19 protein-coding genes are annotated in these 16,136 nt (G+C 58.4%); 12 read left to right on the top strand and 7 right to left on the bottom strand.

From position 1 onward, the window contains the following. The first annotated feature begins 207 nt into the window (after positions 1–207). Positions 208–1,482, top strand: coding sequence for an ROK family protein (locus ACP15W_RS15775; protein ID WP_424933877.1), 1,275 nt, complete (start codon positions 208–210; stop codon positions 1,480–1,482). Between the two features lie 12 nt (positions 1,483–1,494). On the opposite strand, the gene ACP15W_RS15770 is transcribed toward ACP15W_RS15775, so the two are convergent. Together ACP15W_RS15770 and hemA are read right to left on the bottom strand one after the other, a co-directional pair. Beyond that, positions 1,495–2,457, bottom strand: coding sequence for a TAXI family TRAP transporter solute-binding subunit (locus ACP15W_RS15770; RefSeq protein WP_424933876.1), 963 nt, complete (start codon positions 2,455–2,457; stop codon positions 1,495–1,497). 85 nt (positions 2,458–2,542) lie between these two features. Next, positions 2,543–3,757, bottom strand: a complete 1,215-nt coding sequence (gene hemA / locus ACP15W_RS15765) for a 5-aminolevulinate synthase (RefSeq protein WP_424933875.1) — start codon at positions 3,755–3,757, stop codon at positions 2,543–2,545. Positions 3,758–4,150: 393 nt separating this feature from the next. Here hemA and ACP15W_RS15760 point away from each other — a divergent pair, with 393 nt between their 5' ends. After that, entirely contained in the window at positions 4,151–5,386 is a 1,236-nt protein-coding gene (locus tag ACP15W_RS15760) for a BCD family MFS transporter (protein WP_424934054.1), read from the top strand. Between the two features lies 1 nt (position 5,387). On the opposite strand, the gene ACP15W_RS15755 is transcribed toward ACP15W_RS15760, so the two are convergent. Genes ACP15W_RS15755 through ACP15W_RS15740 form a run of 4 tightly spaced genes read right to left on the bottom strand, consistent with a single transcriptional unit; the run spans position 5,388 to position 8,849 of the window. After that, positions 5,388–6,221 carry a metal ABC transporter permease gene (locus tag ACP15W_RS15755; protein ID WP_424933874.1) on the bottom strand — a complete coding sequence of 278 codons (834 nt, stop codon included), beginning with the start codon at positions 6,219–6,221 and terminating at the stop codon, positions 5,388–5,390. A gap of 2 nt (positions 6,222–6,223) precedes the next feature. Continuing rightward, positions 6,224–7,072, bottom strand: coding sequence for a metal ABC transporter permease (locus ACP15W_RS15750; protein WP_424933873.1), 849 nt, complete (start codon positions 7,070–7,072; stop codon positions 6,224–6,226). Then, the gene (locus ACP15W_RS15745; protein WP_424933872.1) at positions 7,069–7,965 is read right to left on the bottom strand and encodes a manganese/iron ABC transporter ATP-binding protein; all 897 of its coding nucleotides are present in this window, start codon (positions 7,963–7,965) and stop codon (positions 7,069–7,071) included. Before ACP15W_RS15745 ends, ACP15W_RS15750 begins: the two co-directional genes overlap by 4 nt. Next, a complete protein-coding gene (locus ACP15W_RS15740; RefSeq protein ID WP_424933871.1) occupies positions 7,962–8,849 on the bottom strand; it encodes a metal ABC transporter substrate-binding protein in 888 nt (295 codons plus the stop codon). Before ACP15W_RS15740 ends, ACP15W_RS15745 begins: the two co-directional genes overlap by 4 nt. A 137-nt stretch (positions 8,850–8,986) precedes the next feature. Here ACP15W_RS15740 and ACP15W_RS15735 point away from each other — a divergent pair, with 137 nt between their 5' ends. The 5 genes from ACP15W_RS15735 (at position 8,987) to ACP15W_RS15715 (ending at position 12,397) form a co-directional block, all read left to right on the top strand. After that, positions 8,987–9,409, top strand: coding sequence for a Fur family transcriptional regulator (locus tag ACP15W_RS15735; protein ID WP_424934053.1), 423 nt, complete (start codon positions 8,987–8,989; stop codon positions 9,407–9,409). 379 nt (positions 9,410–9,788) lie between these two features. Next, positions 9,789–10,616, top strand: coding sequence for a flagellin (locus ACP15W_RS15730; RefSeq protein WP_424933870.1), 828 nt, complete (start codon positions 9,789–9,791; stop codon positions 10,614–10,616). A gap of 111 nt (positions 10,617–10,727) precedes the next feature. Beyond that, positions 10,728–11,108 (top strand): flagellar biosynthesis regulator FlaF, encoded by a 381-nt coding sequence (gene flaF, locus ACP15W_RS15725; RefSeq protein ID WP_424933869.1) that lies wholly within the window; start codon positions 10,728–10,730, stop codon positions 11,106–11,108. After that, complete coding sequence (gene flbT, locus ACP15W_RS15720; protein ID WP_424933868.1) at positions 11,105–11,512, top strand: flagellar biosynthesis repressor FlbT; 408 nt, start codon at positions 11,105–11,107, stop codon at positions 11,510–11,512. Before flaF ends, flbT begins: the two co-directional genes overlap by 4 nt. A gap of 15 nt (positions 11,513–11,527) precedes the next feature. Next, a complete protein-coding gene (locus tag ACP15W_RS15715; protein ID WP_424933867.1) occupies positions 11,528–12,397 on the top strand; it encodes a DUF1217 domain-containing protein in 870 nt (289 codons plus the stop codon). Here ACP15W_RS15715 and ACP15W_RS15710 read toward each other — a convergent pair. Next, positions 12,379–13,728, bottom strand: coding sequence for a FliI/YscN family ATPase (locus ACP15W_RS15710; RefSeq protein ID WP_424933866.1), 1,350 nt, complete (start codon positions 13,726–13,728; stop codon positions 12,379–12,381). The genes ACP15W_RS15715 and ACP15W_RS15710 overlap by 19 nt on opposite strands. Positions 13,729–13,819: 91 nt before the next feature. On the opposite strand from ACP15W_RS15710, the gene ACP15W_RS15705 reads away from it, so the two are divergent. From ACP15W_RS15705 to ACP15W_RS15685, 5 genes are all read left to right on the top strand, one after another. Next, a complete protein-coding gene (locus ACP15W_RS15705) occupies positions 13,820–14,209 on the top strand; it encodes a FlgB family protein (protein ID WP_424933865.1) in 390 nt (129 codons plus the stop codon). A gap of 17 nt (positions 14,210–14,226) precedes the next feature. Then, positions 14,227–14,619, top strand: a complete 393-nt coding sequence (flgC, locus tag ACP15W_RS15700) for a flagellar basal body rod protein FlgC (RefSeq protein ID WP_424933864.1) — start codon at positions 14,227–14,229, stop codon at positions 14,617–14,619. Between the two features lie 17 nt (positions 14,620–14,636). Next, entirely contained in the window at positions 14,637–14,936 is a 300-nt protein-coding gene (gene fliE, locus ACP15W_RS15695) for a flagellar hook-basal body complex protein FliE (RefSeq protein ID WP_424933863.1), read from the top strand. A 30-nt stretch (positions 14,937–14,966) separates the two neighbouring features. Further along, a complete protein-coding gene (locus tag ACP15W_RS15690) occupies positions 14,967–15,236 on the top strand; it encodes a flagellar biosynthetic protein FliQ (protein ID WP_424933862.1) in 270 nt (89 codons plus the stop codon). A gap of 168 nt (positions 15,237–15,404) precedes the next feature. Continuing rightward, positions 15,405–16,133, top strand: a complete 729-nt coding sequence (locus tag ACP15W_RS15685) for a flagellar hook-basal body complex protein (protein WP_424933861.1) — start codon at positions 15,405–15,407, stop codon at positions 16,131–16,133. Positions 16,134–16,136 lie beyond the last annotated feature (3 nt).

Raw genomic sequence — 16,136 nt, 5'->3', positions numbered from 1 at the left:
GCTGAATGGCAATTTGCCGGTTTTTGACAGTAAATAATTCTCGAAATGAATTTAGTTTGACAAATTTGTCATCCAGTGATTAATTTATGAGACAAATTGGCACTGCAACTGCAAGCTATAGTGAGCAAAAAATTTGCAGGTCGGCGCTTGGTGGGCTCTGAATATTTGTAGTGCCATCTGAACAATTGCTCTCACAGGGACGAAACCTTGCCAGTTCAGTTGACACAGGTCCAAGGTCTGCGTGCGCAGAACCGTCGCGCGATAATGGCTGCAATCCGCAACCACAGTCGCATCGCCCGCGTGGATATCGCGCGCGAGACCGGCATAAGCGCCGCAACGGTGACGTCTATCACTGCGGATCTCGTTGCTGAGGGGCTTGTCGAGGAGACCGTTGATCCTGAGCACGTGCGTGCGGGCAGTCGCGGTCGGCCCCGGGTGCTGTTGCAGGTGCGCCCCGATGCGTTTCTGATCGGGGGCGCGAAAATCTCTGCCGAAAAGATCACGGTTACATTGACCGATTTTGCCGGAGAAGAACTGTCATACGTCGTTAGCGAACTGGCGGCTCCCCTGTCGAGGACAGCAGGCGATGTCGCGGACCTGCTTCGCGACACGGTTCTCGAGGCGCTAGCGCTTTGCGGAAGACGGGAAGAAGAACTCGCTTCGCTTGGTGTGGGGGTTCCAGGTTTCGTGGACTCGAATACCGGTGTCATCCATTGGAGCGCATGTTTCGGGGATCGGAATGCTCCGTTCGGAGACCTGATCGAGCGGCGATTTTCCTGTCCCGTGGCGCTCGACAATGATGCAAACCTCGTCGCTCTCGCGGAGAAATGGTTTGGTCACGGGCGGGGCATCGACAATTTTATCGTGCTGACGATCGAGCAGGGGATTGGCCTCGGTATCGTGCTGGATGGCAAGATCTTCAGGGGGGCTCGGGGGATCGGAACCGAATTCGCGCACACCAAGATTCAGCATGGCGGAATGCTCTGCCGCTGCGGGCAGCGTGGTTGTCTCGAGGCTTATGTCGCTGACTACGCGATCGCGCGTGAAGCTGGAGTGGCTTTGGGGCGGGATCTTTCGCACGATGTCACGCCCAGAACCGAACTCGATCTGCTCTATCAGGAAGCGATGGCGGGCAATCCCGTGGCGCGCGGTGTGTTCGAGCGTGCAGGCAGTCTCTTTGCTCTTGGTCTGGCCAATCTCGTCAATGTCTTCGATCCGAGCCTGATCATCTTTTCCGGAGAACGGATGCAGTATGATTATCTCTACAGCCAGAATGTTCTTGAGCAGATGCAGAGCTTGACTGTGGTGCCGGAGCGTTCCCGCCCCGAGATCCAGATACACAAATGGGGCGAACGCATCTGGGCGCGCGGGGCCGCCGCACTCGCCATGGACGGTCTGGTCGAGCAGGCTGCCCGCGGGCGCCTTCGTCTCGATCGCAACGTTCACGAAACACGGGAAGAACCCCAGAGTGTCACCGTTTAGGCCCTAAATTAGTCAGTTGGCGGGAACGGGGTTCGCCGCTGCATCGAAGGCCTGTGCGGCTCCGTCATGTAGGGGGACGGAGAGGCCGGCGCTTGCCATGGTCTCTATCTCAAGATCCGCCAGCGCTGGATCAAAAAGCCGAAGCCGGTCCAGGTTGATTAACGCGGCCGAAACGAAGGTATAGACGATCTCTTCCGAAACATTGGTTCGGGTGATGACCGTCGCCGTGACGCCAAAGCTCGGTATTGGTTCCGCATGTCCGGCATAGAGTCCGCCGGGGATCTCGGCCTGCACAAGCGCGGAACTCTCAGACACGAACTGTTCGATCTCGGGGCTTTCCACCGGGACGATCTCCGCGTCGCAGCCCAGAGTAGCCTCCTGCACCGTAAGCGCCGGATGTCCGATTGTCGTCACGAAGGCGTCAATCTGTCCTTCGCATAAGCTAGATGCCTGATCCGCGGGCGACAGATCCAGCAGGTCGGCGAAGCTCTCCTCGGTCCAGCCTTCGGCCGCCATGAGCGTGTTCCACATGGCACGTTGGGCTGATCCCATGGGTCCGGCACTGATGCGTTTGCCTTCAAGTGCCGCAAGGCTGTCGATGTCGGTGTCGGATCCCGCCACGATCGTTACCGTTTCCGGGTAGAGCGACATGACAGCGCGCATGGTGTCAAAGGCGTTGTCGCCAGTCGAAGCCGCAGCCTGAACGTCGGATTGTACGATTGCAAGATCGACATCCTTCGCTCTCAGTTTCTCGAGGTTGTCCAGTGAACCTTCGCTCGTTTCCGCAGCGCATCGAATTTTGTGTTCCGAGCGATTCTCATTGACCAGACGGCAAAGGGAGAGCCCGACTGGAAAATAGACGCCGGCCGGGCTGCCGGTCGCCATGCGCACCAGCCGTGCCTCCTGTGCCACGGTTACGCAAGGCACAACCGCCAGCAAGGTGGCGACTGCGCAAGGCACGTTTAATCTGATCATGTTCCCCTCCGTTTTCCCCGCGCAAGAGTGTCACGCCAAAGCGCGGCAGACAACTGGCGCGTGAACGTAGGAAGGGATGTGGCGGTCAGGCAACGGCGCGCGCGAGGGCGCATTGACTCCAGAGCGAGGTCAGGGCCGCCATCAGCCGATCGAGATCCTCATCCGTATGCACGGGCGACGGAGTAAACCGCAGGCGCTCCGTCCCCTTCGGCACTGTGGGATAGTTGATCGGCTGAACATAGATTCCGAAATCATTCAGCAGGATATCGGAGATCATTTTGCATTTGACCGGGTCTTTCACCATCACCGGCACGATGTGGCTCGGGTTTGGAAGATGCGGAATTCCGATGGCATCGAGTCGTGCGCGGAGCTTCTCCACGTTGCGGCGCTGGCGCATCCGCTCGATCTGACTGGTCTTGAGGTGGCTGATGCTGGCACGAGCCGCGGCCGCGACTGCCGGCGGAAGCGCGGTGGTGAAGATGAAGCCACTTGCAAACGAACGGATGAAATCGATCAGGGGTGCCGAACCGGTGATGTAGCCGCCAACGACTCCGAAAGCCTTCCCGAGCGTGCCCTCGATGAGTGTCACGCGGTCCATCAGGCCACGCTCTTCCGCAACCCCGCCGCCGCGCGGGCCGTAGAGACCGACAGCATGGACCTCGTCGAGGTAGGTCATTGCCCCATGGGCATCTGCCACATCGCAGATTTCCTCGATGGGTGCGATATCGCCGTCCATCGAGTAGACGCTCTCGAATGCTACCACTTTCGGTCGGTCGGGGTCGATCTGAGACAGCTTCCTGTCGAGATCCTCGGGATCGTTGTGCTTCCAGATGCGTTTTTCAGCGCGGGAGTGACGAATACCTTCAATCATGCTGGCATGGTTCAAAGCGTCAGAAAGAATGACGCATCCATCCAGCTTGGCCCCCAATGTGCCAAGTGACGCCCAGTTCGACACGTATCCGGAGGTAAAGAGCAGCGCCGCTTCCTTCTGATGAAGGTCGGCGAGTTCGGCTTCGAGCAGGACATGATCGTGATTGGTGCCCGAGATGTTCCGGGTTCCGCCCGCTCCAACACCGCAGCGGTCCACGGCCTCATGCATCGCAGCCACCACGTTAGGATGCTGTCCCATGCCGAGATAGTCGTTCGAACACCAGACCGTCACATCACTGACGGTGCCATCGGAGTGGCGCCGCGCGCGGGGAAAAGAACCCCTCTCCCGTTCCAGTTCAGCGAAGACACGGTAGTTGCCCTCGTCCTGTAGCTGATTCAGATGCTGGCGGAACAGGGCATCATAGTCCATCAGTCTAACCTTTTGCCTTCGTGCCCCTGTCCACCAGAAGGGGACAGGCGTGGGTTCAGGGTCAGGAGGAAATGACATCTGTTGGCCGCCATGTCCACCCGTCGGTGTCTTATATCGAATGAAGCGACATGCATTCTAGGGAACAAGCCCCGTCTTGCCAGAATTTTTACTGGACTGGCTCTACGCCATTGGTCTTGCATTCGCTCCGAAACAGAGGTGCATACTGACGTCGCCAAGCGACTCGCCGTTTGATTTCGGTCAAGTACGGCTCAATTTTCCGGCCAGGCCGCCGACCCATGGCGAATCGTCAGGAGGAGAGTTCTCGTGACATACGGGCCCGACGGCTCTGCTGGCTTGTCGTGGACCGGCATCATTCGCCTCGGACTTGTTCAGATGGCGATCGGTTCCGTGATCGCGATGACGACTTCGACACTCAACCGCATCATGGTTGTGGAGCTTGACCTGGCTGCCGTCGTGCCTGGTTTGCTGGTGGCGCTTTACTATGCCCTTCAGCTGTCGAGGCCCTACTGGGGCTTTCGTTCGGACTCCGGTCGGCGTCGGGTGCCATGGATCATTGGCGGCGTGGCGGTTCTTGCCGCAGGCGGGATGCTGGCTACATTCGGCACCGTTCTTGCGGGGACGCAAATCGGCGCAGGTCTGGCCCTTGCGGCACTGGGTTTTGCGCTCATCGGTGCGGGAGCAGGTGCGGCGGCCACTACATTGCTTGCGCTGCTTGCCGTCCTGACCCAACCTGAACGGAGAGCTGCGGCCGCAACGATCACCTGGCTCATGATGATCGGCGGAATAGCCCTTACTGCGACATTGATGGGACAGTTTCTGGATCCCTACTCGCCGGGGCGGCTTCTTCGGATCGTGGCTGTGGTCTGCGCCCTTTCTCTGGCGGTTTCCGTTCTTTCGATTGCCCGTCTCGAAACTGAGGCAGGCACCCAAAAGGAGCATGAGCCTTCGCGTACGCCCTTTCGCGTGGCCCTTGCCGAAATCTGGTCAGAACCGTCGTCACGGCGCTTTGCGCTCTTTGTGTTCCTCTCGATGATTGCTTATTCGATGCAGGAACTGATCCTTGAACCATATGCGGGTCACGTCTTCGGTTTTTCGCCGGGTAGTTCGACCTCCATGGCCGGTATGCAGAACGGCGCGGTCTTGCTTGGGGTCATCGCGGTTGGCGGATTGTCGACAGGGTTCGGGATCGGCTCCTTGCGCTTCTGGACGTCCGTCGGTTGTATCGGGTCGGCATGCGCGCTTGCCGCAATCGCCGTAGTAGGGGCGACGGGATCTGGCACACTCCTCCTTGTGCCTGTGTTTTTCCTTGGGTTTGCGAATGGCGTCTTCGCCGTCTCCGCCATTGGAGCGATGATGCAACTGGCCGGGGGTCGTGAAGGGGGCCGGGAAGGTGCCCGAATGGGCGTCTGGGGTGGGGCTCAGGCGGTTGCGGCCGGGCTTGGCGGGCTAATCGGCGCGGCTGGTGCCGATACGATGCGTCTGGTCTTCGAGCAGCAGCATCTGGCATATGGGATCGTATTCGCCATTGAGGCAGGACTATTCGTCGTAGCAGCCTTCATGGCCCTTTCCGCGCTTGGGCCACCGCGCGATTTCGCCGCGGCAGAGTAGGCTAGGCTTTCTGGCTCTGTTGTGTTGCGCGTTCTCGCCCCGGCACCATGAGGCTTCCTACGAAAGCGATCATCATGGCCAGCACTGTCGTGGGAGCTGGCGCGCTATCCAGCCAGAAGCTGGCATAAACCCCGACAAGAGTTGAAACGAGCGCAACCGCGCAGGCCAGAACCAGCATCGGTCCAAAACGCTTTACCCAGAGAGACGCGATGGCGCCGGGCGTGATGAGGAATGCAATGGCGAGGATAATCCCCACGGCCTGAAGTGCCGCGACGACAGTCAGGGATACCAGTGCCAAGAGACCGTAGTGCAGCCAGCCAGTGGGCAAACCGATGGCGCGGGCGTGTTGGGCGTCGAATGCATGAACGAGAAGACCTCGACGCGCGGCAAGTACAACAGCCGTGATCGGCAGGACGAGCAGCGCGGTTTTCCATAGATCGTCCCAGCTGATGCCAAGTGGATCACCGAAGAGGATGTGATCGAGGTGTACGTCAGTGGGTGTCCATATATAGAGTACGATCCCGAGCGCAAACATGCCGGAAAAGACGATGCCCATGGCGGTGTCTTCCTTGATCCGGCTGTGGTCTTTCACGAAGCCGGTGGCCAATGCGCATAGCATGCCGGCGAGAAAGGCCCCGATAGCCAGTGGTATCGCAAACCAGTAGGCCACGACGATGCCCGGCAGGACGGCGTGACTGATTGCATCTCCCATCAACGACCAGCCACGCAACACGAGAAAGCAGGAAAGAAGCGACATTGGCAGTGCAACAAGCGCTGTCACCAAGAAGGCGCGTTGCATGAAGTCGAGTTGGAAGGGCAGGAATACGAGTTCCATTCTCAGCTATCTCCCTGCCGAGCCCGCCTTCTTGCCGCGAGCATCCCGTGTTTCGGTGCCAGGACAAATGCCGCGAGGAACACGAGTGTTTGCAGAACAACCACGATGCCTCCAGTCGCACCATCGAGAAAATAGCTTCCATAGCCCCCCACAACCGAGGTGAGCAGCCCGATGGCCGCGCTGAGCATGATCAGTCGATCAAACCGATCCGTGAGGAGATAGGCCGTGGCGCCGGGTGTTACCACCATTGCGATGACGAGAAACGCGCCGACGGTCTGGAGCGCTGCGACGGTTGCCGCTGCAAGGAGGGTGAAGAATACGATCTTGAGCGTCGTGGCAGGCAGCCCGACGGAGCGCGCATGAGCCTCGTCAAAGAAAACCACCATCAGATCTTTCCATTTCGCCAGCAGGATGGCCAGCGTGACAACGGAGATTATGACGAGCTGAACCGTGTCTGCCGGTGTGACGGCAAGAATGTTGCCCATTACGATCGTCTGCACATTCACCGATGTCGGGTTCAGTGACACCATGAAGAGGCCGAGCGCGAAGAAGGATGTGAAGATAATGCCGATTACCGCATCCTGCTTCAGTCGAGTGATCGATGAAAGCGAGAGGATCGCTGCCGCAGCCAGACCGCCGGAAATGAACGCACCAGCCGCGAAGGGCAGACCCAGCATGTAGGCGCCAGCTACACCAGGAATGATCGCGTGGCTGAGCGCGTCACCGATCAGCGACCAGCCCTTCAGCATGAGGAACGCAGAAAGGAAGCCGCATACACAACCAACCAAGCCGCTCACCCATATGGCGTTGACCATGTAGTTGTAGTCGAGAGGCTCCAGCAGAAACGTCATCCATTGCCTTCCGCGGTGGCTTGGCGCCGGAGTTCTGAATCGGCTTCGTCCTCACTGTAGATGACAAAGGGTCGTTCATCATCAGTGAGAACCGTAACGCGCCGACGATCCTCGTCGTCGTGGTGCAGGTCAGCCCCTCCGAGCACGAAGTGCCTGAGCTTGCCGCCAAAGGCTTCTTCCAGATTTGCCTGCGTGAAGACCTCTTCCGTCAGACCGGCAGCGAGCACCCGACGATTGATCACTACGGCTCGATCGCAATATTCCGTCACCGACCCGAGGTTGTGGGTCGAAACGAGCATCACACGTCCCTCCTCGCGAAGGTCCTTCAGGAGTTGAACGATCTGGTCCTCGGTCGTGACGTCGACGCCCGTGAAAGGTTCGTCAAGTAGAATTACCTGACTCTCCTGCGCCAGTGCACGGGCGAGGAAGACGCGCTTCTTCTGCCCGCCCGAGAGCTCACCGATCTGTCGCTTGCGGAACTCGAGCATATTTACCCGTGCGAGTGATGATGCGACGAGGTCGTGATCGCGGGCCTTTGGACGCCGCAGCCAGTTCATGTGACCATATCGGCCCATCATCACCACGTCTTCGACAAGAACGGGAAAGGACCAGTCCACTTCCTCTGCCTGGGGAACGTATGCCACCAAGTTGTCAGAGAGAGCGGCACGGGCTGGGCGGCCGAGGATATCGACCTGTCCCGCGGAGAGTGGGACAAATCCCATGATCGACTTAAAGAGGGTCGATTTGCCCGATCCGTTTACACCCACGAGCGCCGTGATCGATCCGCGTGGAATCGAAAAACTTGCGCCCTCGATCGCCGTCAGACCAGATCGATACGTGACACTCACATCGGTAAGATGGAGCCCTTCTTCATGGGCTGAAGTATCCTTCAACGCAGAAGCCCCTCCGCAATAGTTCCAGTCGTCACTCGCATCAGTTCGATATAGGTCGGGACAGGCCCGTTCGCTTCCGAGAGACTGTCAACGTAAAGCACGCCACCGTATTCAGCGCCAGTTTCCCGTGCAATCTGTTCTGCGGCGTCGGGGGGGACAGTGCTTTCGCTGAACACGACCGGAATGTTGTTTTCTCGAACTGTATCGATGACATTGCGTACCTGCTGGGGGGTCCCCTGCTGGTCTGCATTGATCGGCCAAATGTAGAGTTCCCGCAGGTCGAAGTCGCGCGCCAGATAACTGAATGCCCCTTCAGAGGTGACGAGCCAGCGTTGCTCTTCGGGAATGTCGGCGAAGGACTTCCGGATCGGATCGGTCAGGGCTCGGATCTGGTCAGAGTATGCGGCGGCATTTTCTGCGTAGAGTTCGGCATTCTCAGGATCCGCTTCTGCGAAGGCCGCGCGAATATTCTCCACATATGTGATCGCCGCATCCGGGGACATCCACGCGTGGGGGTTGGGTTTGCCTTCGTACGGTCCCTCCACGATACTCAGTGGCTCGATTCCTTCCGTGACCGTTACAGAGGGGATATCGCCCAGGTTCCTCAGAAACCGCTCGAACCATTGCTCAAGGTTCAACCCATTAAGCAGCACCATGTCGGCGTCTCGTGCCCGGATGATATCGCCCGGTGTCGGCTGATAGTAATGGATCTCGGCGCCCGGTTTCGTCAGCGATTCGACCTCGACTGCTTCACCTCCGACGTTTCGGGCCATGTCGGCGATGATCGTGAATGTCGTTGCTACTTTCAGTTTCTCATCGGCTAAGGCCGGCAGCGCGGTGCTGACCGCAATCATTGAAATCAGAAGAGTGCCGATTCGGCGCATGGAACACCTACCCTTTTGGAACAAGTCGAGGCGGAGATTAGCAATCGAAAGCTAGCTGTCAATGCAATTGCAAATCATTTGCATCAAGAGCTTCCCAAGCCGGGAAGCTTCGGTGTATGGTTCGGACCATGAACGATATGACCGCGATTGATGAGTCTGAAGAACTGCTCCGTTCGGCAGGGCTGCGGATGACTCGTCAGCGACGCATCATTCTGGAGATCCTGCATTCGATCGGCGGGCATCCGGACGCGGGTGAGATTCATCGCCGTGCCTCATTGCAGGACAGCCGTATTTCTCTGGCAACCGTCTATCGGACCATGCGGGTCCTTGAAGAATCAGGTGCAATCCAGCGCCACGCGTTTGGCGGGGGACCGGCCAGGTTCGAGAATGCGCATTCGGACCACCACGATCACCTGATTGACTTGGAAACAGGGGATGTGATCGAGTTTGCTTCCGATCGCATCGAGGCGCTCCAGAAGGAGATCGCGGCCGAGCTGGGATATGAAATCGTGCATCACAGGTTGGAGCTGTACTGCCGCAAGGTACCCAGAAAGCCGTAAAATTGCCGATCAGACCCTAGCTGAACTCCGTGATGGACAGATGAAACAATCAGAAAATCGCAGGGCTTCGCCCGGAAGCAAGCTTGCATTTTCAAGGGGATGACGATTTCTCGCATGAAGATGCACCCGTGACTTAATTAAATTCCCGAAAAAATCTAAGCATTCTCAGGGGTTTGCCGAGCCGATTTCGGGGCCCCGTTAGGATTTGCGCAACCGTGTTCGCTGTATGTCCGTTGCATGCGGCGATGAGCCGGCGCGGCGAGGTTGGGAACTGACCAGTAGTCGCAAAGTCAGAATGGCGAGTAGCGGTCCCGTGTGGTGCGGGGCCTGTAAACCCTACGCGGTGTCGAAGGCACCGCTTGTATCAAGGAACTGACTTATGTCCAGCATTCTCACCAACTCCTCCGCAATGGTTGCTCTCCAGACCCTCAAGGGGATCAACAATGACCTCGCGGGCGTTCAGAACGAAGTTTCGACCGGCCTCAAGGTTTCCAACTCGAAGGATAACGCTGCGACTTGGTCGATTGCTTCGACCATGAAGGAAGACGTCGCCATCTTCGACAAACTTGTCGAGAACCTCGACAAGGCTGACGCGATGGTTGGCGTAGCCCGTTCTGCAACGGAACAGGTTGCTGACCTGCTCATCCAGGCTCAGGAAAAGGTTGTTCAGGCCGCTGGTGCGACCGCTGAAGAACAGGCTACCCTGCAGACCGAAATCGAAGCTCTGGCTGCGACGATCAGCTCGATTGCTCTGTCGTCCCAGTTCAACGGCGCGAGCCTCACCAACGGCACGAACGGCGCAAGCCAGACGGTGACGATGGCTGTTGTTCGCGATGCTTCGGGCACCCTGGCAACGGTCGATACCATGACCATCGCTATGGTTGACCTCGAAGCCGTTGCATCGGCCCTGACCGGCCTTGCTTTCGATGGTTCGCAGGCCGACATGGATGCGGTTGATGCCGAACTCGACACCGTGAACGCAGCCGCAGCTGCCTTCGGTGCCGCGCAGGCTCGCATCGAGACCCAGTCTTCCTACCTGTCCAAGCAGTCGGACGCACTGACCAACGGTGTGAGCGCGCTCGTCGACGCTGACATGGAAGAAGCTTCTGCCCGTCTGACCGCTCTTCAGACGCAGCAGCAGCTTGGCACGCAGGCTCTGTCGATCGCCAACCAGGCACCGCAGGCAATCCTGTCGCTGTTCCAGTAATGGACCTGAGCGGGGCGGGAAATATCCCGCCCCGTTTTTCCGGGTAGCAAGAATTGTCCTGACCTCCCCGGCCGCGGACGAAGTCGCCGTATGTGATTCCTGAGGTTTCCGATGAGCAATAGTAAGAACGCCCTAAGCGGATATGCCGCTGCCGCCGCACCCGTCCGGACCGACCGGGGTGCTGAGTATGCAGCATTCGCTCGTGTAACCAGTTCCCTCAAGGCCGTCGACGAGAGCGACAAGTCTGCATTCCCGGCACTCGCGGAAGCGGTTTTTGTCAATCAGAGACTTTGGGCGATCCTCTCGCAGGATCTGCGTGAGGACGGGAATTCACTCCCAATGGATTTGCGGGTTCAGCTGCTTTCCTTGGCTGACTTCGTTCAGAAGCACAGCAAGGCAGTGCTTCGTGGCAGGGAAAGCATTGAGCCGCTCATCGACATCAATACCTCGATCATGCGTGGTCTGAGAGGATCGGTCGAGGTGGCGGCATGAGCGGTCTTGTTCTCAAGCTTGGTCCGCGCGAGCGTATCATGATCAACGGCGTTGTCATGGAAAACGGTGATCGTCGGACCCGCATCAACATCATGACACCGGATGCGAATGTGCTCCGTCTTCGTGATGCGATCCATCCCAACGAGGCCAACACACCGGTCAAGCGGGTTTGCTACATCGCCCAGCTCGTTCTTGCGGGCGAGGCCGATCCGGAAGATGCGCGACCGCAGCTTCTGAACGGTATTGAGCAGCTCAGCCAGGTTTTCCTCGACCAAGATAGCCGAGACCATCTCGTCGCCGCGACCGATTCGGTGATCGAAGGCCGGTTCTACCAGGCGCTGAAGGCGCTACGGTGTCTTCTTCCGCGCGAAACCCGACTGATGGCCGTTGCCTCGGGGCAATAGGGCAGGAGAGAGGTCATGGCATACCAGGTACAGGTTCCTTTGTCGGGCATTGCCGGGTGGCGCTACTTGGAGCGCACTCAGGAAGCGCAGAAGGCAACTTTCGAAAACGATGCGCTCATGCAGCGGGAGATTGCCTACTTCAAGGAGAACATCGGTAAGGTCGAGACCGCTGAAGATCTCATCGGCGACTACCGACTTCTGGAATTCGCCCTGACGGCCTATGGCCTTGAAGATGACACCTACAAGAAGGCGCTCGTTCGTACAGTTCTGGAGGGCGGTACGGACGACGAAGACTCGCTTGCCAATCGTATAACGGTGAACGGGTACAAGGAGATGGCGGAAGATTTCGGCTTCGGCAACGAGACCGGAGTGCAGACCGCGACCGAGGGTTTCGCGGACAAGATCATTTCCGCTTTCAAAGAGCGGAAATTCGAGACCGCCGTCTCCGAGGAAAAGGACTATCTGGGAACGGTCATGGCGTTCGAGCGCAGCATCGACATGCTGACCGGGGCCGAGGCAGCGGCCGAGGGCGACGAGGAGGCCAAGGCGAAATCCTGGTACACTGTGCTCGGAGATGAGGATCTGCGCACATTCTTCGAGGGTGCGTTCGGATTGCCGTCGCAGTTCGTTAACCTCGACATCGACCAGCAGGCCCGGATGATGGAACGGAAGGCCGAGCAGTTTCTCGGCGATGGGAGTCTTTCGGCGCTGGAAGATGAGGCCAATGTCGACAAGCTCATCACGCGCTTCCTGGCATTTCAGCAGATCGAAGAAGGCTGGAACAATCCGCAGGGTCCCGGTGCCAACGCGCTCAAGATACTACAGGGCAACCATTCTTCGGCGTCCTACGGAATTATCAATCTGCTCTACGGAATCGACGAGTAACCGCCGGCTTGGCCGGGTGCGGTTTCCAGCAACGAGGCAAGCCTTTCGAAGGTTGCCTCGATTCCATCTTCCGCACGTTCCGCGAAGAATGCATCAAGTTTCGGCCATAGGTTGATAGCCTCGTCAATTGCCGGGTCACTGCCCTTTGCATAGAGGCCGGTCTGGATCATGAGTGCTGAATTCTCGTAGGCCGTCAAAACGCGTCGAACCTTTCCGATCATTGCATTCTCGGCCTCGGTGGCAACGCCCGGCAGGGAGCGGGACACAGACCGGCGGACATCCACTGCCGGGAAGCGACCGCGCTCCGCTATCTCTCTGTCCAAAACGACATGGCCGTCGAGCACGCCGCGGGTAATATCCGCGATGGGTTCTTCCATATCCGAACCGGCAACGAGTACGCTGAAAACTCCGGTAATGTCGCCCTTGCCGAAAGTGCCGGGGCCAGCCCGCTCGCAGAGTGAAGCGATAAGATTGGATACTGAGGGCGGGAAGCCGCGGAGCGTAGCCGATTCTCCAGCCGTCAGCGCGATCTCCCGATGGGCTTCCGCAAAGCGTGTCAGCGAATCGATTAGAAGGAGGACATGATGGCCCTGGTCGCGAAATACTTCTGCAGATGCCATCGCCATCCATGCCGCACGGCGCTTGATTAATGGAGCCTGATCTGAAGTTGCCGCGACGACCACTGACCGTGCCATGCCTTCGGGCCCCAACACATTGTCGACGAAGTCGCGCAACTCGCGACCGCGTTCACCAATCAGGGCAAGCACAACGATATCGGCCTCGATCCCGCGCGCTAGATCGGCAAGCAGTGTGGACTTGCCAACACCCGAACCGGAAAAGACGCCGATACGCTGTCCACGTGCGAGTGGCAGGACGGAATTGAAAGCTGCCAACCCCGTCGAGACGCGCGCGCCCATGGCCTTTCGAAGGGCGGGTTCGGGCGGTGGTTGGCGCAGGCTCGCACTTGCCGTACCTTGGGAGAGCGGCCGTCCATCCATTGGGTGTCCGAACGCATCGACGATCCGGCCCATCCAACTGACATCTGGATGAACTCCAGCGGGACCAAGCAGCGTTACCGGATTGCCGATGGCTGCCCCATCAAGAGGAGCATAGGTCATGGCGCGCGCTCGGCTTTCCGATACGCCCACTATTTCGCCTCCGAGTTCCGTTCCATTCTTCAGCATAATCGCGATCTGATCGCCAATTCGTGCCTGATGAACCAGTCCGGCGATCTCAAGCGAATCGGTGCTGACGGCAACGACGCGTCCGACTCGTCGCGTATTTGAAATACGGGAGATTTCCGTGCTGAGCGCGGAAAAATCAGTGAGCATCGGGCCTATCCTCGCTACCTGCGGTTACAGTTTGTAAACCATGAGTAGGTTAAGAGCAGGTTTCGTCGTATCACGCGGGAGAAGCCGGCTCATGGATATGAACCTGAATGTTTTGCGTCTCGCAAGCGGGCTTGCAACGCACTCCGCCGCCCGGCAGCAGGTCATTGCGGAGAACATAGCCCATGCGGATACACCTGGCTATCGGGCGCGCGACATTGCCAGTTTTGAGGAAACACTGAACAACAGTGTTCCCCATTTCGAGGCAAAGACCACACGACCGGGCCATATCGCCTTCGGCGCCGACAATCCAAACTATAGGCCGTTCGAGTTGACGGCTTTTGGTGCTGAATCGCCGAACGGCAATACCGTTTCGCTTGAAGATCAGATGATGCGTTCGACCGATGTGCGTGAGCATCACAAGCTCGCGCTCGGCGTCTACCAGAAATCTATGGAAATCATGCGCACCTCACTTGGGCGCTGAGCTACGAGGTAAGCCAGATGGATGAGTTGATGCGTACTATGGCGGCGTCCGCGAGTGGCATGCGTGCTCAGGCGGCGCGGATCCGGCTATCGGCAGAGAATATCGCCAATGTCGACACACCGGGCTATCAGCGGAAAGTCGTTTCATTTGAAGAAGTCTATGACCACACCAACGAGACGCGCGCGGTAGCTACCGGCCGCGTCCGGCTCGACGAGTCACCGGTCGAGCGAACCCTACAACCCAATCATCCGCTGGCCGATGAACAGGGCTTCGTCGAGGGTTCCAATGTACAGCTGATGGTAGAGGTCGCGGACTCGCGGGAAGCGAACCGTAGCTACCAGGCAAACCTGAGGATGTTCGAGCAAGCGCGAGACATGAACTCGTCGCTTCTCGAACTGCTACGTAGATGAAAAAGGGATCCCTAGTCATGGACGTCAACGCAACGCTCGCCTCCCAACTCTACAACAAGGCGCAGATGGCTGCGCGGCCCGAGCCCCGTGAGGCTGAAGCCAAGACTGCGGGCGAGGTCTTTCAGACAACCACCGAAGACTTCATGCAAACGCTCCGTGCAGGCGAGGAAACGGTAAAGGCAGGACTTGCAGGTCGGGCCGATCCGCAGGCTGTCGTCGAAGCGATGGCCGCGACCGATCTCGCTGTTCAGACGGCCGTCGCGGTCCGCAACAAGGTTGTCGAAGCCTATCAGGAAATTCTGCGAATGCCCGTCTAATGACGGAAGAGGGCTCCAAATGGTGCGGTCATGCTGACTGAGCCTGTCATGCTAGATATCCTGCGGGAGAGCCTCTGGACCGCTTTGATCATTGCTTTGCCCATTCTGGGTGTCGCTCTGATTGTGGGTTTGGTCATCGGCCTTCTGCAGGCTCTTACGTCCGTCCAAGAGCTGACTCTCACCTTCGTGCCTAAGCTGGCTGCAATTCTGGCCGCCTATTGGTTTTCGATGAGCTTTGCGAGCCAAATGCTTGTGCGCCTCTTCCAGGAAAAGATCATCCCTCTGATCACGGGTGCCTGACGCCGGGTGATTCTAGAGGCCCAATGGCAATGAATGCGCTGTCTGCAGCGCGTTTGCCTAAACAAAGCAGTGAATTTCCGTCTTTGACTGAATCTTTACCAAGGCGGTTCAAGTTGCGTCCTGCACCGGTATCTCCCGGGCAGCCAGGCGCAGAAAGCGGAGAAGTCGATGGATCTTGCAGGCTATGTCTCTTTGACCCGCCAGGCGGGACTCCAGAAAGCGATGCAGACGGTCGCCAACAATATCGCGAACGTTTCCACGACCGGATACCAGCGAGAAGGCGTGGTATTCGCGGAAATGGTCGAGATGCTTCCGGTTGAAGGCGGCAGTGTCGCCATGACGGATGCACGGGGACGCTATACCGACCTTCTTCAGGGAGCACTGTCGCCCACGGGCGGGTCTCTCGACTTTGCGATTGAAGGAGAGGGCTACTTTACCGTCATGACCCCGGCGGGAGAGCGCCTTACACGCGCAGGAGCTTTCACACGTGATGCAAATGGCCAGGTCGTCAACATGGATGGCCATCAACTGCTTGACGAAGGCGGTGGTCCGGTCCTGATCCCCTTTGAGATCGCCAGCATCAACCTTTCGCCAGATGGGACGCTTTCGGGTGATGGTCAGCCGATTGCCCAGCTTGGGCTTGTCGTGCCCGAGGATCCCACAACCGTCTTTCGTGAAGGAGGCACACTCTTCCGAGTCGACGGAAACGTGGCACCCGTGGAGCCTGGTGCGTCCAATATCGTGCAGGGTTTCGTCGAGCAGTCAAACGTCAATGCGGTCTGGGAGATGACCCAACTGATCGAGGTTCAGCGGGCCTACGAATTTGGTCAGAAACTAGTCGAGCAAGAGGATGAGCGGATCAAGCAGGTCGTACAGGTTCTCGGCCAGGGTAGTTGAGCC

It is taken from the genome of Amaricoccus macauensis (assembly GCF_049800915.1).
Classification (GTDB): Bacteria; Pseudomonadota; Alphaproteobacteria; order Rhodobacterales; family Rhodobacteraceae; genus Amaricoccus; species Amaricoccus macauensis_A.
Note: the sequence above shows the minus strand (reverse complement) of the source record. Positions and strands in the feature narration are given on the sequence as shown.